Origin of the sequence: Mycolicibacterium lutetiense (assembly GCF_017876775.1) — a bacterium.
In the GTDB taxonomy this organism is placed as follows: Bacteria; Actinomycetota; Actinomycetes; order Mycobacteriales; family Mycobacteriaceae; genus Mycobacterium; species Mycobacterium lutetiense.
Genome location: NZ_JAGIOP010000002.1, coordinates 436,616 through 452,732 on the forward strand (window position 1 = coordinate 436,616; position 16,117 = coordinate 452,732).

15 protein-coding genes are annotated in these 16,117 nt (G+C 62.6%); 11 read left to right on the forward strand and 4 right to left on the reverse strand.

Annotation, left to right across the window (positions count from 1 at the left end; all coding sequences use genetic code 11):
• The first annotated feature begins 235 nt into the window (after window positions 1-235).
• From JOF57_RS11350 to JOF57_RS31340, 9 genes are all read left to right on the forward strand, one after another.
• The gene (locus tag JOF57_RS11350; RefSeq protein ID WP_407666563.1) at window positions 236-490 is read left to right on the forward strand and encodes an SHOCT domain-containing protein; all 255 of its coding nucleotides are present in this window, start codon (window positions 236-238) and stop codon (window positions 488-490) included.
• Between the two features lie 395 nt (window positions 491-885).
• Complete coding sequence (locus JOF57_RS11355; protein WP_209916507.1) at window positions 886-1,671, forward strand: TnsA-like heteromeric transposase endonuclease subunit; 786 nt, start codon at window positions 886-888, stop codon at window positions 1,669-1,671.
• Entirely contained in the window at window positions 1,668-3,737 is a 2,070-nt protein-coding gene (locus tag JOF57_RS11360; RefSeq protein WP_234938104.1) for a TnsB C-terminal domain-containing protein, read from the forward strand. Before JOF57_RS11355 ends, JOF57_RS11360 begins: the two co-directional genes overlap by 4 nt.
• Window positions 3,731-4,780: an ATP-binding protein gene (locus JOF57_RS11365; RefSeq protein WP_209916508.1), complete on the forward strand. Its 1,050-nt coding sequence runs from the start codon at window positions 3,731-3,733 to the stop codon at window positions 4,778-4,780. Before JOF57_RS11360 ends, JOF57_RS11365 begins: the two co-directional genes overlap by 7 nt.
• Before the next feature lie 4 nt (window positions 4,781-4,784).
• Entirely contained in the window at window positions 4,785-5,714 is a 930-nt protein-coding gene (locus tag JOF57_RS11370; protein WP_209916509.1) for a TniQ family protein, read from the forward strand.
• Between the two features lie 245 nt (window positions 5,715-5,959).
• Complete coding sequence (locus JOF57_RS11375; RefSeq protein WP_209916510.1) at window positions 5,960-7,741, forward strand: ATP-dependent nuclease; 1,782 nt, start codon at window positions 5,960-5,962, stop codon at window positions 7,739-7,741.
• A gap of 35 nt (window positions 7,742-7,776) precedes the next feature.
• Window positions 7,777-9,228 carry a UvrD-helicase domain-containing protein gene (locus JOF57_RS31335; RefSeq protein WP_307870002.1) on the forward strand — a complete coding sequence of 484 codons (1,452 nt, stop codon included), beginning with the start codon at window positions 7,777-7,779 and terminating at the stop codon, window positions 9,226-9,228.
• Window positions 9,229-9,261: 33 nt separating this feature from the next.
• The gene (locus tag JOF57_RS11385; RefSeq protein ID WP_209916512.1) at window positions 9,262-9,870 is read left to right on the forward strand and encodes a hypothetical protein; all 609 of its coding nucleotides are present in this window, start codon (window positions 9,262-9,264) and stop codon (window positions 9,868-9,870) included.
• A 42-nt stretch (window positions 9,871-9,912) separates the two neighbouring features.
• Window positions 9,913-11,127 carry a helix-turn-helix domain-containing protein gene (locus JOF57_RS31340; protein ID WP_209916514.1) on the forward strand — a complete coding sequence of 405 codons (1,215 nt, stop codon included), beginning with the start codon at window positions 9,913-9,915 and terminating at the stop codon, window positions 11,125-11,127.
• 627 nt (window positions 11,128-11,754) lie between these two features.
• Here the strand turns inward: JOF57_RS31340 and JOF57_RS11395 are convergent.
• The 4 genes from JOF57_RS11395 to JOF57_RS11410 all read right to left on the reverse strand — a co-directional run bounded on the left by JOF57_RS11395 (window position 11,755) and on the right by JOF57_RS11410 (window position 13,989).
• A complete protein-coding gene (locus JOF57_RS11395; protein WP_209916516.1) occupies window positions 11,755-12,051 on the reverse strand; it encodes a hypothetical protein in 297 nt (98 codons plus the stop codon).
• Window positions 12,052-12,226: 175 nt separating this feature from the next.
• The gene (gene phoU / locus JOF57_RS11400; protein ID WP_209916517.1) at window positions 12,227-12,871 is read right to left on the reverse strand and encodes a phosphate signaling complex protein PhoU; all 645 of its coding nucleotides are present in this window, start codon (window positions 12,869-12,871) and stop codon (window positions 12,227-12,229) included.
• Window positions 12,872-12,972: 101 nt separating this feature from the next.
• Complete coding sequence (locus tag JOF57_RS11405; RefSeq protein ID WP_307870003.1) at window positions 12,973-13,371, reverse strand: response regulator; 399 nt, start codon at window positions 13,369-13,371, stop codon at window positions 12,973-12,975.
• Between the two features lie 198 nt (window positions 13,372-13,569).
• Complete coding sequence (locus JOF57_RS11410; RefSeq protein WP_209916522.1) at window positions 13,570-13,989, reverse strand: DUF5313 domain-containing protein; 420 nt, start codon at window positions 13,987-13,989, stop codon at window positions 13,570-13,572.
• Between the two features lie 73 nt (window positions 13,990-14,062).
• Between JOF57_RS11410 and JOF57_RS11415 the strand changes: the two genes are divergently transcribed.
• Together JOF57_RS11415 and JOF57_RS11420 are read left to right on the forward strand one after the other, a co-directional pair.
• A complete protein-coding gene (locus tag JOF57_RS11415) occupies window positions 14,063-14,440 on the forward strand; it encodes an ArsR/SmtB family transcription factor (RefSeq protein WP_209916524.1) in 378 nt (125 codons plus the stop codon).
• The gene (locus JOF57_RS11420; RefSeq protein WP_209916526.1) at window positions 14,437-16,098 is read left to right on the forward strand and encodes a SulP family inorganic anion transporter; all 1,662 of its coding nucleotides are present in this window, start codon (window positions 14,437-14,439) and stop codon (window positions 16,096-16,098) included. Before JOF57_RS11415 ends, JOF57_RS11420 begins: the two co-directional genes overlap by 4 nt.
• Window positions 16,099-16,117: the final 19 nt, after the last annotated feature.

Sequence of the window (16,117 nt, forward strand, 5' to 3'; positions counted from 1 at the left end):
AAGTTGCAGCACCGGGCCAGGTGTACCGTCACGCCTGGCCGGATCGTCGATCCTTTGGCGGTCACACCGTCGCTTGTGACCGGTCGCAAGCAGGGTTGCTCTTTGGCGCGGGGAGCGCCCGTGAAGAACCCGAGATCCTATGCCCGACACGGCAATCGTGTGATCCTGACCGGCCAGCCTCGCCATACAAGAGCTTCCGTCACACTCGAAAACGATTCGCATCAAGGAGACCGTTGTGATGATTTGGAACGACCACGACATGGGTTGGTGGGGTTATGCCGGGATGGGGATAGGCATGGTGCTGTTCTGGGCCCTGTTGATTCTCGCGATCGTGGCGTTGATCCGACTCATCACCAAACCGCTGCAGTCTTCGACCGCAGCGGTACCCACGCCCGAACAGGTCCTGGCTGACCGGCTCGCGCGCGGGGAAATCACCGAGTCGCAGTACCGCGAGAAATTGGCCGTTCTCCGGGACCACCCGCCACAGTGAAACGCTCATGACTGCCCTGCAACACACCGCTGCGCGGCGTTCCGACGACGATCGCCGCGTCGCAACAGCGCATCGTTTTCAGCAAGGTCGAGGACCCCAGCGTGGTCGCAAGCATCGACAGCTCGCGTCGCGCCAGATCGCGCCCAGTGCGTTCCACCGTATCGTCACGTGCCTACCCCATTTGTAGAAGTGCACCACGGTCTTTCGCCATCCATTTCGAATTCGATGCTGCCAGCGGGCAACCGGTTCGCTGAGCCGCGCAATAGGCGCTGCTACAGTCCGTGGTGCGGGTCGACACCGTAACCACCGTCCCGCGCGGCGGCAAGCGATGCGCCGCATGATCGCGCAGGGGTGACGATCAGGTCACCGATTCGCCTCCGTTGCAGCGTTTCCCGGTGGGCGGTGTCAGCCCGCTCTACCTTCGTGTCGTGTCCAACGCCGGACGAGTGACAGCGAAAACCCGCCGCAGCGGTCAGGTCGAATACCGGCCCGCTGAGGGACTGCCCGTCGCCTGGGCAGGTGCAGGTGAGCTCGGGTCGGTGCCGTTCGAAACATGCGCTCCCATCCGCAAACCCGCCTCCTACAAGGGGCAGAAGAACTTCACCGGGCAATGGTGGAGCGCCACAACCGGCACGCATCTGGCCTTTGACTCCTGGGTTAAACGTGATTTCCTCATTAGCGCCGATTTTGATCCGGCGGTCGTGGCCATCTCGGTGTGGCCGTTCACGTTCCAGTTCAGGTCACGCTCGGGAAAGCTGCGCGATCACACTCCGGACGTGTTCTTGCGCTTTGCGGGCGGGAATGCCTCGCTGGTCGACGTGCGCACAACAACATCGGCCAGTGAGCGCGACAATGAGGCATTCGCCGCTGCTGCTGCTCTGTGCGAGGGCGCCGGGTGGTCCTATCTGCGGGCCGCCGAACAGCCCGTTGTCCGTGCCGCGAATCTGCGCTGGCTCGCCGGCTACCGCCATGGGCGAAACCGTGACCACGTCGTGGCTGCCACGATCGACAGCCGACTCGCCGAGGGACCGCTGTGCATCGACTCGCTCGCCGCCGCGGTCGGCGAACCAATCGCCGTGTTGCCCACCATCTATCACCTGCTGTGGACACACGAGGTTGTCGCCGATGTCGACACCGCACCGCTGAGCGGCCACACACTGATCGAAACCGGCCAGACATGACCATCGAACGAGGCCGAATCTCTGTTGGCGACTTCTGCCACTACGACGACACCCTGTGCGAACTGATCGCCACCGACGGGATGATCGCCAAACTGCGCCGCGAAGACGGCCGACATATCGCGATCAAGATCGCTGAACTGTTCGACGACAAGTCATTTCGTGTGATGCCCTCCACACTGCGGCGACGACCCCTGCCGCCCGATGACTTCGACTCGCTGCCCAGCGACGTGCGTAACCGCGCGCTGCACTGGGAACACCACATCAGCGAGGTCCTCGATGGGCGGCCCGTCGGTTCGGACGTAGCAGCTCGAATCCGCGACGAGTACAACGTCGCGGCAACCTCTTTAGGCCAGCGTGAACGCACCAAAGTGGCGGAGTTGCGCGCCGACGGCACCCCCGTGAACCTGAAACACTTTCAACGGCTGCGGCGCCGTTACGAAAAGACTGGCCTGGAAGGGTTGATCGATCTCCGCCACCGGCGCCACACCTCGACCACCGGCCGGGTCGACGACCGATACGTCGGAATTCTGCTTGAGGTGCTCGCCGAGAACACGCTTCAGTCGACGCGCACCCAAACGGCATTGAAGTGGCATGTCGATCAGCGCGCAGCTGAACGGTTCGGCCCAAATCTGCCCATTCCGTCGCACGCGACGTTTCACCGACTGCTGCGGCGGCTACCGCAAGCCCGCCACGCCACCGGGTCGGCACGAACCCGCCAGAGCAAAAGCCATCAACCTGACGGCGTGCACGGTACAGTGACCGCCACCCGCCCGGGCGAGTGGATGCAGATCGACACCACACCCTTCGATGTCAGCATCCGATTGGACGACACCGTGACTGGGCGCGTCGAACTGACCATCCTCGGCGACATAGCCACCCGCACCATCGCGGCCGCGGTGTTGCGGCCCACCACCAAAGCAGTCGATGCCGCGCTGTTGCTGGCCAAGTCGATGACCCCAGAACCCATGCGCCCCGGATGGGTTGAGGCGGTGCGAATGTCGAACTCGGTCCTGCCCTATCACGTCATGCGGTCACTCGATGAACGACTCGAACATGCTGCGGCCCGGCCGATCATCATCCCGGAGAACATCGTCTACGACAACGGTGCGGTGTACCTGTCGGCCACGTTCCGCTCAGCATGCCGCTCGCTCGGCGTCAGCATGCAACCCGCCCACAAGGATCAGCCCACCGACAAACCCGTCGTGGAGCGGGCTTTCGGCTCGGTCAAGACGCTCTTCGCCCAATATGTCACCGGGTATCTCGGATCATCGGTGGAACACCGCGGCAAAGGCGCCGACAAAGCCGCGGTGTTCTCGCTCCCCGAACTGCAAGATCTCCTCGATGAGTGGGTCGTGGTGTGCTGGCAGAACCGCCCACACGAGGGCTTGCGGGATCCGCTGAACCCCAAACGTCTGCTCACCCCCAACGAAAAGTACAGCGCCATACTCGGATACAGCGGCTATGTTCCCACCCCGCTCAGCGGTGATGATTACATTGCACTGCTGCCCCGCACGTACCGGGTCATCGGCGCATCCGGGATCAAGATCGGCCACCGCGTCTACCAAAGCGACGAACTCAACCCCATCCGCGGTCAACTCTCCGGCGTGACGGGCAAAGGCAAATGCTGGCGAGTGCACTACGACCCCTACGACATCAGCCGCGTGTGGGTGCGCAACCACCACGGTGAAGGCTACCTGCAGGCCTACTGGACCCAACTGCACACCATGCCCGAACCGTTCGGCGCCGCGATATGGGATTACGCGCGTCAACTCGAATCCGAACGAGGCCAACGTGGCGACTCCCAGGAAAACATCAAAGCCGCCGTCGACGATCTGCTCCAACGCGCCAGCACCGACCCTCCCAAACCGTCACGGCGCCGCACCGCCAAACAGGACCGGCGCATCGTGGCCCGCACCCGCGCAGCAGCCCAACAACCACCCACCATCGCTGCTGGGCCACAAGAGGTCTGGCCCGAACCGTTGGCCGCCGAGGCCCCACCCGAAGACGTCGCCGATGTGATCCCCCTACCGGTGTTCGATGCAGAGAAGGAAGCCCAAACATGGTGAGAAAACGCGCGGTCGCAGAGTCAGACGACGACCAATCAGACGGCGGCGACGTACGCCGACTACCCGCAGTCACCCTCGATGGATGGCGGCACTTCGTCAAATCCAAACCGATCACCTTCGATCTGCTCGACCAGGACAAGTACCACCAACTCAGTGGCAACGCCCAACTCGACTACGACGACCGAAGAATGGCCTACCACTCCGAATTGGTGACCATCGAAACCTCGGTGGTCCGGCGCATCACCCGCCAAGGCCGCCTACTGACCCTGCTCAACCAACGCGAAGGCGGCGCCCGCCGCTCCATGATCGTCTCCGGGCCCTGGGCCAGCGGCAAAACCACCACCATCAAACTTCTGGGCAAGATCCACGAGCAAACCGTGTGGCGACGCTATCCGGGCCAAGACCGCATCCCCGTCGTCTACATCACCACCCCACCCAAAGGTTCCCCACGCCAACTGGCCGCCGAGTTCGCGCACTTTCTGGGCCTGCCGACCCGCGCCCGCCACAACACCACCGACATCGCCGACGCGGTCTGCCGCGTACTCACCGACGCCCGAACTGAACTGGTCATCGTCGACGAGATACACAACCTCAACCTGGCCAGCGCCGCCGGCGAAGACATGTCCGATCACCTGAAATATTTCAACGAACACATGCCCGCCACCTTTGTCTACGCGGGCATCAACGTGGAGCGTTCCAACCTGTTCGCCGGCGTGCGCGGGCGGCAGATCTCTGGACGATCAGTGCTCATCCAAACCGGGGTGTTCGGCTTCGACGACGAATGGAAATCCCTTGTCGCCACGCTGGAGTCAGCTCTTCGACTCTACAACCACCGGCCCGGAACACTTCTGCGCAATGCCAAGTATCTGCACCAACGAACAGGTGGTTCCATCAGCAGCCTCAGTCACCTGGTCCGGGCCAGCGCGATCACCGCCATCCTTGCCGGCGAAGATGCCATCACCCGCGCCACTCTCGAAGACACCGTCATCGACCACGCCGCCGAGTCGGTCACCAGTAGACCCACAGTCGCCAAAGCGATCTAGCGCCATGACATCCCTCACTGCAGCCCTGCAATCCCCCGCCCGGAGCCTTCCGCGGCGCGTCAAGCCTCTGCCCAACGAAGTTCTTGACGCATACCTGAGCCGACTCGGAGACGCCAACGGGATCGACCGATACAAACTGTTGACGTTGCTGGGCGGCCGGGACGGATCGCTGCGTGGGGGGCTGTCAATCGCGGCCCGGATCAGCGACCGCGGGATCGCCTTCGCGCTCCCGGAATTGCGGACACCCGCCGACCTGATCACCTATCCCGAACTCATCGGCCGGCCACGCGCCGCGTACACCGGGCCCGCGTGCCCCCAATGCGCCTCCCGACACGGAATTCGCAACTACTTCCCCCGCGTCTGGACCACCCACGACAATGTTCTGTGCGCCAAACACGGCATGTGGCTCAACGGCCCCCTGTTCAAAACCGACACCGGCCGTCCGGCCATCACACTTACCGGCGCCACAAAACACGACATCACCCTCGCCCATCAGCGCCACCAACAACTGATCATCGAGCGCGGGCGCCAGCTGACCCGCCAGGCGATCGCCGACGCCTACACCATCATGGAGCACTGGAACCATTGGACCCTGCTGCCCTCCGTCGCCGAACGCAGCTGCGAACTAGAACTCGATCCCGCCCGGCGCGGTGCCAGCACCGTCGTACGCAATGCGGCGACCTACCCCGAAGCGGTCGCCCTCGCCACCGAACTGACCAACTCCCGCCATCGCCGACGGCTCGTGAGCGGCCCCCGCCACAGAGTCGCCTACGTCTACGCCGAGATCTGCATGACCACCATCGGCGAATTTCCATTGCCGCACCGGGCATTCGAGGCGCTCCACCAGTGGAGACAATCCCTGATCGAGCGGCGCGACAATCCCGATGCCCACGAACCAATGCCAGAAGTCGAGCAGCTTTCCACGCGCATGTGACGGCAAGGGCACCCGACCCGCAGAATGGTTGGAATGCGCGGTCGCTGGGTGCGCAACGGCCGAGCGCCGTGCAACTGCGTGGCCGTCAATCGCCGCACCAGGTCGCTGTCTGTCTGCAGCGAAGAACCGCAACCGGTGGTAACCCGCCGCCGTTTATGCAACCTTCTGTCAGTCCTCGGTGACATAGTCGAGCGTTGGTCTGCGGTGCCGCATCACGCGGTGTCGGCGGGAGATGAGGATGGCAAATGGATGTACGCCGGGTAGATATCGAGCACTTTCGCGGAATCGCGCGGATGTCGTGGCGGATTCCGGCAGGCACGGGGTTCGTAGCGTTGATCGGCCCCGGCGATAGTGCAAAATCGACCATCTTGACCGCGATCGACATGGCGCTCAGCGATCGCTGGAACCTGGCCATCAGCGATACCGACTTCTATCTGGGCGACGTCGAGGTGCCAATAATGATTCGGGTCGCACTCAGCGATGTTCCGGCGGCAATCCGGCGCCACGACACACTCGGGATGTCGCTCGCCGGTATCGATCATGCCGGGGACCTTTACGAGGATCCTGACGATGGGCTCGACCCATGTCTCGTTGTCGATCTCACGATCGACAAGCATCTCGAACCGGTTTGGACCGCGCATCGCCCGAACAAGCAAGCCCCTCCCGTCGCCGTTACTGCCTCCGCGCGCCAGATCATCGGGGCCTTCAAGGTAGATGAGCGGATAAACACGCATCTACGGTGGTCGCGCGCGTCGGCACTCGGCCGACTCACCGACGCTGCACACCGCGCAGACGAACTGCTGCTCAACGCCAACAGAGCAGCCCGCAAAGCGGTCTCGGGCGCCATCCCGGTAGAGCTCGCTGAACTGGTCGGCACCGTCCAACAACGCCTTCACATTCTGGGCAGCGGCGAGTTCACAGACCTGCAGCCCGGCCTTGACCTATCCCTGTCCACGGCGTCAGGCAACCTCGCTCTCTACGAGGGTGCGGTGCCGCTCAGCAACTATGGACTAGGTACCCGCCGGTTGGCCGGCGTAGCGGCACAACAGTTGGCCAACGAAGGCAAGGGCGTCATCCTCGTCGACGAAGTCGAGTACGGCCTCGAACCTCACCGCCTCGTCAGCCTTCTGGCCAATATCAAGAAATCTGCGTCGCTGACGCTGGTCACCACTCATTCGCCGACTGCACTGCGACACCTCAACGTTGACGACCTCGGGATCGTACGGATGAGCTCAGCGGGAACCCTGACCGTGAGCTCGTTCGCAGCCGAACACACCGAATTGCAGCGACTAATCAGAAGCTCGCCCGAAGCATTTCTGGCGCGACGCGTAGTGCTCACCGAGGGCAAGACCGAATATGGATTCCTTCTCGAACTACTCCACCAGTGGGACGAAGAAGTGACCGCGGCAGGTCTGCCCTCGTCTGCGGCTATCGGCGTTGTGGCAGTGGAAGGCAGCGGTGGTGCCACCATCGACTGGGCAAGGGTGCTGACCCAGGTCGGTTACGACGTCGTTGTCTTCATCGACAGCGACGTCCCCAAAGACCGCGCCGCGGCGGACGAACTCGAGGCGGAAGGCGTCGCAGTCATCCGGTGGAGGTCCGACCATCACATCGAACGCGCAGTTACCGACGCGCTGACTGCTTCCGAACTCACTGCCCTGATCGCGCGAGCCATCGAACTGGCCGATGACCCGTCCGCATCGCCAAACAACTACCTGGCTCAACTCAAAACCCGCGGCTTACCCCCCAGCACAACGACACTGGCGGCCGAGACCTGGGTCGCTGACGGCGTTGGTATCGAAGCTGCCCGCGAAATTGTAGCGACCGCAGCCCACAAATCCGGATGGTTCAAGCGCGTCGATAAGGGCCGCGCCCTGGCAAGGTTCCTGCAAGGTGCCCGAGGCTATCCGGACTCCGATACCGCATCAAAGATCGTCGCACTTCGCGCCGCGATTTTTGCGCCCTACGACGCCACGCCTTACAGCGAGCCTGATGCCGCTGCCATCGCGGAGCTGGCCGGACAGTGACAACCGCACCGCTCATCTCCAGGTTTCCGTGCTCCGTGGAACTTGCTGCCGGCGGCGGCAAGACGTGGCTTCTCGTCGATACCGTCCGCCAAGTCGCTGGAGGCTCGGGAAAGACATTGGTGCTCACCCACACGCACGCAGGTGTGCATTCCATTCGAAACAAGATGCGCACGCTCGGTGTAGCTTCTGACGCGGCACACGTTGGCACCATCACCAGCCTCGCATTCGAACTCGTGCGTAGCTACTCCCGCATCGCCGGAATGGACGTTCCCCCCATACCGGACTGGGCAGACTCTAACGACTACATCGAGGGTGCGCGCCGCGTCATGCGGAACCCTCACGTCCGCGACGTGTTCAAGGTCAGCTATAGCCATCTGCTGGTCGACGAGTACCAAGATTGCTCGCTGGCCCAGCACATGCTGGTGACCGAGTTCTCCCATGTCATCTCGAACTGCGCCGTCTTCGGAGATCCCCTGCAGGGCATCTTCGGCTTCCGCGACCCGCTCGTCGACTGGAACACCGACGTGCTCCCCCACTTCCCCGCCCATTCCTTCGACTACTTCCCCCGCCGGTGGATGGAGCACAATCAACCGCTCGGGCACTGGCTTTACCGGATGCGCGATCGATTGCGCCCTGGAGCGTCCCTGACCATCGACAACGATGCTCCCTCAGGCGTCACCTTCATCAAAGGAACACCGCGGAGAACGGAACTCATACAGGCCGCATTGCGGCCTCGTCCCGACGGCGAATCGGTCGTCATCATCACACCGCCCGACAAAACGTCAGCCCGAACGATCGCGGCCCAACTCAAGGGCACGTACGGCACCATGGAAGATGTCCGGGGCACGTTCATGATTGACGCCCTAACCGAACTAGAGAACGCCGCACCGGAGCGCCGCGCACGGTGGCTGGCCGACATGGCGAAGTCGTGCTTCACGGGCTACGCAAACGTAAACAAGACGGTGCTCAACAAGCTTGCGACTGGGCAACCCGTCGCCGGTCTGACCCGGCCCGGGCTTGAACAGACACTCGCCGCATTCGACCGTGTCCTGACCGACCCCACCTTCGCCGTGATCAGCGACGCCATGCGGGACATCCGCTGCGCGAAAGAAGCTCAACTGCATTCCCGTGAAGCGTGGACCGACATCGCCGCCGCCCTTGAACGATGTGGTACTGACCCCGAGCGGTCGGCCGTTACCGAACTCGGCCGCATACGTGATCGCCTCCGCCACAGCGGCCGGCCAGCCACCGCTCGGGTTGTCTCACGCACAGCGCTGATAAAGGGACTCGAGTTCGACCACGTGATCGTCGCAAACCTTGAACGACAAACCGACCACTGCAATCTCTACGTAGCACTCAGCCGAGCGCGCAAAACACTCACGATCATCGGCAAGGACAACACGATCACCATCACCGAGACGAAACGAACGCCCAATACAAAAGGTGGACGGTCGACCTCCGACGCGCCCAGGAACGCCAGTCATTGACATGTGACATTTGCAGGAATATTCTCATCAACTATGTCACGTCCGGACGAGGTGCAGCTCGAAAAGCTGGGCATGATTGCTTCCGAACTGCAGGAGGTGATCGCCGAGCGTGGCTACCGTGTTGACGTCGCACTGAATGTCGATCCTGCATTTGGCAGCGGGCAAGCCCGGGCGTGGCTATTGCGCGACCTCGTGATGGATGCGATCGATGAATCGGCATCACGCGTCGGCGTTGAATTCCAGACAATCAACGGTGGCGGCCGAGAACTGCAAACGGTAGGTAACGGCGTCATCCACCGCTTCCGTTGCAAGAGTGCATCGCGGATTTCCGACGATCAGATCGAGGTCCTCGCGAGTTCAGACTCGCCCCTGGTCGTAGAGGAGGGCGGGATGTACGCGGTTGAGCCGTGGATCTTCGGGTACATCTCGTCAAGCCCTACAATGCTCGACGAAGTGTTCATCGCGCCAATCCTGGATTTCGTCGAGGGCAATCCGGGGCACTTCGACTTGGGTCGTCCAATACAGTTGCTCGGCTCCGAACTGCCGCCTAAGGGCTCGGGCTTCAAGCCTTCCGACGAAGGTCTGGAAGGTTTTGGGGATGACGACGTGGCGTCCGGTGACGCAGACAGCGACAGCGCCTGACACGACAGATATCGCGTGAACTCATATCGAAAGGAGTTCGGAGTGCGACGGCAGAACGATCTCGGTGAGCGCATCAACAGGCTGCGCCTCGTCGCCGGCATCGGTCAAGTCGAGTTCGCCGAGCAACTCGGCATCGCCAACGGGTCGGTATCAAAGATCGAGAACGGCAGGATGCTGGTCTCAGACAATCTTATCGAGGACATCGCCAAAGTACTCGATTGCACCGCAACGTTTTTGAAGGCACCTGAAGTGGTGGGCCCAAGCACTCGCCCATGGTTGCGTGCGTACGCCGATGCGTCAAAGAAAGCGGTTGACCAGCAGGCTGCAGACTGCGTTGTTGCCACTGAAGTCATTGAATTACTCCACCTTCGGCGCATACCTGATCAGATCCCGATCTTCCAAGACAGTCTGTCTGACGATGACGCTATTGAGCAGTTCGCGATTGACGCGCGCGCCGCGGCCCAACTCGGCGAGAACGATGTCGTCGGAAATTCGATCCGCGCGGCGGAACGGCTTGGATGCCTAGTCCTTCCGATGCGTAACGAACTTGGCAGACATCTAGGCCTTTCGCTGCGCGCCGGACAAGTCCCTGTGTTGTGCGTCAGTCAAGCCGCAGAAAGCGGAACCCCCGGCAGCGTCCCAGGCGATCGGCAAAGATTCACTGTCGCACATGAGATTGGCCATTTAGGGCTTCATGCAGGATTGGGTCCCCCCGAGACTGCAGAGGAAGCGAATCGTGTTGAGAAACAAGCACATCACTTCGCCGGTGCATTTCTCTGCCCGGGCGACGCACTCCTGCAAGATCTCCGCGATGAAGGCGGGCGCGTCACACTTCGCGCACTATCGCGGCTGAAAGAGCGATGGGGAGTCTCAATTAAGGCTCTTGTCATGCGATTTCAGAGTCTGGGTGTCATCGACACAGACCACGCCCGAAGCCTCTACAAGCAGATCTCAGCACGAGGCTGGAACAAATCCGAGCCGGTACACGTCGGTCCTGAGGACGCGATATGGCTCAAACGTGCAATCCAGCAGTCCGCCGCTGGATCGGCCGACAGCTTACAGTCAGCGTCACGATCCGTGGGCATCGGCATGTCCCATTTGCTTCGCTGGACCGAGTGGGTGCCCGACGTCGACCGCGAATCTGCACCAGTGCTAGAGATCGACCGGGCAAAACGAGCCCGCCGACGGCAAGCTGCACAAGACAACCATGGCTCCGTAGGTTCTGTCTTACCACTAGCGGGGAAGCGCCAACGCTAAAGTATCCGCTGGTCACGACGACTGGCCTTCCTTGCCCGCGCCAGCATTTTGCACGTCCGTGTCATAGCCGCCTAGGGGAACGTCCACGCTTCACTGCGACGGCTAGTCAACCTCGATCCCGAACGATCACAGGGCGGTGCACAAGGATGCTCAATCCATCGGGAGCCGACGGGCGACTAATGGGCATCGAAAAAGTGAGAAGCCTCTAGGGCGCATTTCCCAGTCTATCGGTTCCGTGCAGGTCAGAACTCTGCCGTGGGCACCGATTGATTGAGAAATGACACCGGCACAACGTGAGAGCTGTCCGATTCTGCCCTGTTTTCCGGAACCATCTGAGAGTCGAGTTGAGCCTGGTCGCTCGGGTGTTTTCCGACAGATGAACGGGCTGAGCGGTCTGTGCGACTCTCCGGATCCGCGACTACCTGACAGCGCCGGACTGGCATTCTGGAACCATCTGATTGTGCCGGATTCCGATGGCATCTTCGCGGACCGGGCCATGGCTGATGCCCCTCCCCTCCGGGCTTCACTATGCCTTATACGTCACGTGACGTTTATGTTCCGGTATGGCTTAAATGCGGGAGGAGCGTGAATTGTCTTCTCGACCATGGGGTTTCGGGGTTGAATGGGCTAACGGGGGAACTCAAGGAGCCTGTGGCAGTCGCGTAGCTCCTGGTCGACGATGTCGATGGCCGAGGTGTGCGAGAGGAGTACCAGTGTCTTGAATTGGTCGAAGGTGATGCGGCGGCCGGCGAGCTCGATGAGCCGAAGGATGAATTCGCGGTCAGGTGTCGCGCCTTCGATGATGCTGTCTGCAATGGCGTCGTACACCGCGCGCTGCTGAGTGGCCGACAAGTCACTGCCGTGCAGCAGCTCGGCCAGCAAGGCCAAGCTGTCGGGTTCATCGTTGCAGGCCTTGCGACTCACTCCGACAGTCTATGTCGCATGTCCCATCCGAGAGCGTGGTTTTGTCACTGTGACACTTCTCCCTCCGGGTTGCTGACGGGAAAGTCACTGATGCACTTCGCTTTTGGGTTGATTTGATCGACAATGTTGACTGTTCCATCAATGTGCGCCGACACTCACCTCATTCGTGATCGAGTCAGGGCTGGCGTGTTCCGGTGGTTTGGTAGATGACGCGGTTGGCGACGTCGACGGCGTGGTCGGCGAACCGCTCGTAGTAGCGACTGAGCAGAGTGACGTCGACAGCGGCCGTGGTGCCGTGCGTCCATCGGTGGTCCAGGACTTTTGTGAACAGGTGCCGGTGCAGGTCGTCCATCGCTTCGTCGTCGGTGGCAAGTTGTGCGGCCCTGTCGGGATCACGTGAGAGCACAACGGTTTTCGTGTCCTGACTGATGCGTACGGCGAGGCGACCCATCTCTGTGAAGTATCCGGCAACCTCACTGGGTGCCGCGACCTCAGGGTGACGGCGGCGACTGATGCGGGCAACGTGGGTGGCCAGCGCTCCCATACGGGCAATATCGGCGACGTCGTTGAGGGAACTCACCACCGCCCGTAGATCACCAGCGACTGGGGCTTGGCGGGCCAGGATGGTGAACGCGTCGGTTTCCAGCCGGGTGCACTCACAGGTGATATCGCTGTAGTCGGCGATCACGGCTTCGGCGATCTGCAGGTCGGGTGCAAGTAATGCATCGGTGGCGCGGGCCATGGCCTCGCCAGTGCGGTCGCACAGCTCGGCCATGCGGGCGTTGAGATCGTCGAGCTGCCGGTGAAACACAGTGCGCATAGGCATTGAGAGTAAGGGGCGGCCCCGCAAGCCTCCAGAGGCCCCACGGCAAGTAGCAGGTAAACGCGCAGCGCCGCAACGCTGGACTTGGCTCGTATGTATCACGTCGGCCGGTGGTGGCGGGTCCAGGCACTAGACCCCTCAGCGCACAGCGACACCGCCTCGACGATCTCGGCGCGGGAGGCCTGTGTCGATAACCATTGGGCCACACCGTCATCGACCACCCCGTCGGTCAACGGACGGCGAGGATTCGCCGATACCACCAGGACCCGTGTCGGCAGGCCCTCGTCATGCACCGCCGTGGCGATCGCCGCACCCCGCAGACCGGGCAACTGCTCACCGACAAGTGCCACCTGAGGACGACGCGCCCGAATCAGCTCAAGCGCGGCCACCCCATCAGCAGTCTCTCCCAGCAGCCGCATCCCGCTGCCGCGCAGGATCTCGGACCACACCGCCCGCAATGGTGAATCATCACCTACCACAACCCGAATCAGGCCCACCGGCCACCGCCCTTACCGCTCATCGTCACAGCTGCGCGTTTGCCTGCGCAGTCAGTGCAAATGCCACAATGCTTTCGACCACAGGGTGCCCACCTGTTCCCTGCTCAGTGCAACTAATCCAGACTGGAAACGATCCATTAGCGGCGGTTCGTCGGCATGGTTGGCAGCGAGACGCAATTGAGGTGCACTGATCCGAGGTCAGATGTGACCGCTGCTGCTCGGGCCGGTGCGGGGGCCGTAGCGTTCGGCGTAGGCCTGGTGGATGTGCGCATTCTTCTTGCGTGACAGTTCGTCGATGAGCGCCGGGTTCAAACCGTGTTTGACGAGCATGTGACGGCGCCACACCTTGTTCAGTGCGTGGGAGAAATACACGAACGGAATGAAGATGGGCACGGTCATGCTGGCGTGCAGATAGAGCGACATCGGGATGAACCAGATCGGCGCCAGGACGAGGACCGCCGGAATCGCGACGCGAACCATCATCCGGACCGTGGCTCCGGGGCCCGCCAGGTCGTTGGCCACCCAGTCGCGCATCGAGTTGGGCAGCCGTTTGCCGTAGCAATACCCGATGTACTGCAGCGGACGTGGCTTCGTGCGTGGGGTTTGACCGGTGGGCATTGCTGTAGGGTAACCCGCACAAGCATGGATTGCTAATCTCCTCAATCCGTCAAACGCCAAAAGGGGTTCCGCGATGGTCGGCAATGTCTTAGACGGTCCCGAGAGGCCGCTGTATGAGGTCAAGGCCAACCTCTTCAAAGCGCTCGCGCATCCAGCGCGGATCCGGGTGCTCGAGATCCTGTCCGTCAACGATGAGCCGACCCCGGTCAGCGAGATCCTGGCCGCCAGCGAAATCGAACCGACCCTGCTCTCGCAGCACCTCGCGGTCCTCAAACGCCACCACGTGGTCAGCGGGCACCGCGTCGGTAACGCGGTGTACTACACGATCGCGCACCCCAAGGTCGCCGAGCTGCTGCTCATCGCCCGAACGTTCCTGGCCGACACCCTCACAGCCCAGCGAGATCAGCTCGATGTCATGAGCTCGCTGCCGCCGATTGGTATGGGTCGATGATTGGTGTTGCCCGTGACAGTGTTACCCGCCTGCTGCCGAAACGCGCGGATTACACCGACCTGAAGCGGTCGTGGCGGCGCGACGTGCTGGCCGGCCTGACGGTCGGGGTGGTGGCGTTGCCTTTGGCGCTGGCATTCGGGATCAGTTCGGGGGTGGGAGCTGCCGCCGGGCTGGTTACCGCCGTCGTGGCAGGGGTAGTGGCCGCGGTGTTCGGCGGCTCGCACGTGCAGGTCTCCGGGCCGACAGGCGCGATGGCCGTGGTGCTGGCACCCATCGTCACCCACTACGGGCTGGGCAGCGTGGCGCTAGTCACCGTGTTGGCAGGGGTCTTCGTCATCCTCGCCGGAATCACTGGTCTGGGACGGGCGGTAACCTTCATCCCTTGGCCGGTGATCGAAGGATTCACACTCGGCATCGCGATCATCATTTTTCTGCAGCAATTGCCGGCGGCGCTTGGGCAGACGGTCCCTGCCGGCCAAGCCCCACTCGCCGCCGCGGTCACCGTCGTTTCGCACGCCAACTGGGTCGCGGCGTGGCCCGCGCTGGCGGTGGTGGTCCTGGTGGTCGCGCTCATGATCGCGCTGCCGCGGCTACATCCCGCGGTGCCGGCATCCCTGCTGGCCGTTGTGGCAGCCACCGTCATGGTGGTGGGCCTGCGGGTGCCGGCGACCCGCATCGGTGCATTGCCCTCGCAGCTGCCCGTGCCGGTGTGGCCGCAGGCCGACCTGGAGGTGCTGCAAACCCTGGCCGGTGCGGCCTTGGCCATCGCCGCCTTGGCCGCGATCGAATCGCTGCTGTCGGCGCGCGTGGCCGCGACCATGTCCCCGTCCGGACCCTATGACCCCAACCGTGAACTGGTCGGTCAGGGCTTGGCGTCGGTGGCCTCCGGAGTGTTCGGCGGGATGCCGGCCACCGGGGCGATCGCACGCACCGCAGTCAATGTGCGGTCCGGAGCGCGGACTCGCGTGGCGGCGATCACCCACTCGGTGCTGCTGCTCGCAGTCGTATATCTGGTTAGCGGCCCGGTCGGGGCGATCCCGCTCGCGGCCCTGTCGGCGGTGCTGATGGTGACCGCGTGCCGGATGATCTCGGGCCACACGATGATGCGGATCCTGCGCTCCACTCGCTCGGCCGCGGTGACCTTTGTGCTCACCGCAGCGGTCACGGTGTGTTTCGATCTGATCCAGGCTGTCGAAATCGGCATCATCGCGACCGCGCTATTCGCATTGCGTACCCTGGCCCGGCGCAGCAGCGTCACCCGCGAGGAACTGCCCAGGCCGGCGGTACCTGGCGATGAGAAAATCGCGCTGCTGCGGCTTGACGGAGCAATGTTTTTCGGTGCCGCCGAACGGATCTCGTCGGCTATCATCGATGACCATCATCCCGATACGACGGTGGTGATTATCCGGCTGTCCCAGCTCGGCATGCTCGATGCAACCGGGGCCAACACTTTGGCCGAGATCGCTGAAGACCTCGAATCACGCGGAATCACCGTCATCATCAAAGGCGTCCAACCCGAGCACCGAAACCTGCTGACCAATATCGGCATTATCGACTCATTGCGGCACGAGAACCATCTCATTGATGCCCTCGATGAGGCCATTGCCCATGCCCGCAGCCACACAACACCAAGGCTCGCAGCACACCCACACCCGTAAGGCTGTCGAGCAGCTCCAC

Excerpts from the sequence above, each read along its gene's own strand:
- JOF57_RS11360 (WP_234938104.1), top strand. The coding sequence starts at position 1,668 with ATGACCATCGAACGAGGCCGAATCTCTGTTGGCGACTTCTGCCACTAC.
- JOF57_RS11365 (WP_209916508.1), top strand. The coding sequence starts at position 3,731 with ATGGTGAGAAAACGCGCGGTCGCAGAGTCAGACGACGACCAATCAGAC.
- JOF57_RS11370 (WP_209916509.1), top strand. The coding sequence starts at position 4,785 with ATGACATCCCTCACTGCAGCCCTGCAATCCCCCGCCCGGAGCCTTCCG.
- JOF57_RS11375 (WP_209916510.1), top strand. The coding sequence starts at position 5,960 with ATGGATGTACGCCGGGTAGATATCGAGCACTTTCGCGGAATCGCGCGG.
- JOF57_RS11385 (WP_209916512.1), top strand. The coding sequence starts at position 9,262 with ATGTCACGTCCGGACGAGGTGCAGCTCGAAAAGCTGGGCATGATTGCT.
- phoU (WP_209916517.1), bottom strand. The coding sequence starts at position 12,871 with ATGCGCACTGTGTTTCACCGGCAGCTCGACGATCTCAACGCCCGCATG.
- JOF57_RS11410 (WP_209916522.1), bottom strand. The coding sequence starts at position 13,989 with ATGCCCACCGGTCAAACCCCACGCACGAAGCCACGTCCGCTGCAGTAC.
- JOF57_RS11415 (WP_209916524.1), top strand. The coding sequence starts at position 14,063 with ATGGTCGGCAATGTCTTAGACGGTCCCGAGAGGCCGCTGTATGAGGTC.
- JOF57_RS11420 (WP_209916526.1), top strand. The coding sequence starts at position 14,437 with ATGATTGGTGTTGCCCGTGACAGTGTTACCCGCCTGCTGCCGAAACGC.